At 67.4% G+C, this 1,563-nt stretch carries 3 protein-coding genes; all 3 read right to left on the reverse strand.

Annotation, left to right across the window (positions count from 1 at the left end; translation table 11 throughout):
• Positions 1-29: 29 nt before the first annotated feature.
• Positions 30-938, reverse strand: a complete 909-nt coding sequence (gene hemF / locus ETQ85_RS25890) for an oxygen-dependent coproporphyrinogen oxidase (protein WP_148581849.1) — start codon at positions 936-938, stop codon at positions 30-32.
• 22 nt (positions 939-960) lie between these two features.
• Positions 961-1,326 carry a 5-carboxymethyl-2-hydroxymuconate Delta-isomerase gene (locus ETQ85_RS25895; RefSeq protein ID WP_148581850.1) on the reverse strand — a complete coding sequence of 122 codons (366 nt, stop codon included), beginning with the start codon at positions 1,324-1,326 and terminating at the stop codon, positions 961-963.
• Between the two features lie 6 nt (positions 1,327-1,332).
• Positions 1,333-1,563: phosphoribosylglycinamide synthetase C domain-containing protein (locus tag ETQ85_RS25900; RefSeq protein ID WP_281283137.1), on the reverse strand; the 231-nt coding region annotated here is incomplete at its 5' end.

Below are 1,563 nucleotides of genomic sequence, written 5' to 3' on the forward strand. Positions count from 1 at the left end.
GACTGAAGTCCGACCCACTGATTGATGGGTCAGGCCCAGGTGCGCGGAACGAGAAATTCGGTGTACAGCTTTTCTTCCGGGCTGCCGGGTTCTGGCTGCCAGTCGTAGCGCCATTTGACGATCGGCGGCATGGACATCAGGATGGATTCGGTGCGGCCACCCGACTGCAGGCCGAACAGGGTGCCGCGGTCGAAGACCAGGTTGAACTCGACGTAGCGACCGCGGCGGTAGGCCTGGAAGTCACGCTCGCGCTCGCCAAAGGGCGTGTCACGGCGGCGCTCGACGATGGGGAGGTAGGCCGGCAGGAAGGCGTCGCCGACGCTGCGGGTCATGGCGAAGGCCGCGTCGAAATCCACCTGGCCGTCGGCGCCGTGGTCATCGAAGAACAGGCCGCCGACACCGCGCGGTTCATTGCGGTGCTTGAGGAAGAAGTAACGGTCGCACCAGTCGCGCAGGCGCTCGTACTCGGCTTCGCCCCAGGGCAGCACGGCGGCCTTGCAGGTGGCGTGGAAGGCACGGACGTCTTCCTCGAAGGGGTAGTAGGGGGTCAGGTCCATGCCGCCGCCGAACCACCACACATCGGCCTTGCCCGGTGCGCTGGCGATGAAGAAGCGCACGTTCATGTGCACGGTCGGGCAGTAGGGGTTGCGCGGATGCAGGACCAGTGACACGCCCATCGCCTCGTAGCTGCGCCCGGCCAGCTCGGGGCGGGCAGCGGTGGCGGAAGGGGGCAGGCCTTCGCCCATCACATGCGAGAAGTTGCAGCCGCCGCGCTCGAAGAAGTTGCCTTCCTCGATCAGCCGGGTGAGGCCACCGCCACCAGCCGGACGGGTCCAGCTGTCGGTGCGGAAGGGCTTGCCGTCGAAGGCTTCGAGGGCATCGATGATGCGCGTCTGGAGGTCGAGGAGGTAGGCTTTGACGGCTTCGCGGTCAGGCATGGGAGGATTCTTTCGGGGTGAATCAGGCGCCAGGAATGAGGCGTTTCGAATAGCAGTCCCGGTCCATGTCGCGGGCGTCGGCGGTGACTTGCACCACCTGCGGGCCGGGCTGGACGAGGGGGGCGATGGCCCGCACCAGCGCATCGGTAACGCGCAGCTTGGTGGCGGTGTCGCGCCCCGACAGCATGCCCAGGTCGGCGTGCAGGAAGCCGTGATCGGCGCCGCTGCCGACGCGGAAGTGCTCGACCGGCACCAGGCGCACCTTGATTGAGTCGGGCGGGTTGAAAACGCCGCTGGAAAGCAGGGCGTCGCAGCCTGCCTGGGCCACGGCCGCACCGTCGAAACGGGCGGCGATGTTGGTGCTGTACTCGATGCGCAGGTGTGGCATGGTGGTTTAGCCCTTGCGTCCGACGGCCCGGTAGCCGATGTCGCGACGGCACTGCATGCCGTCGAAGTGGATCTGGTCGACCAGTTCGTAGGCGCGCTTCTGGGCGCTCTTGACGTTGTCGCCGAGGGCGGTGACGCACAGTACGCGACCGCCGCTGGTGCGGATGGCGCCGTCGGCTTCGGTGGTGCCAGCGTGGAAGACATGCGCGTCGTCGGCACCGCCACCCGGCAGGCCGTG

Origin of the sequence: Zoogloea oleivorans, assembly GCF_008107625.1 — a bacterium.
Lineage (GTDB): Bacteria > Pseudomonadota > Gammaproteobacteria > Burkholderiales > Rhodocyclaceae > Zoogloea > Zoogloea oleivorans.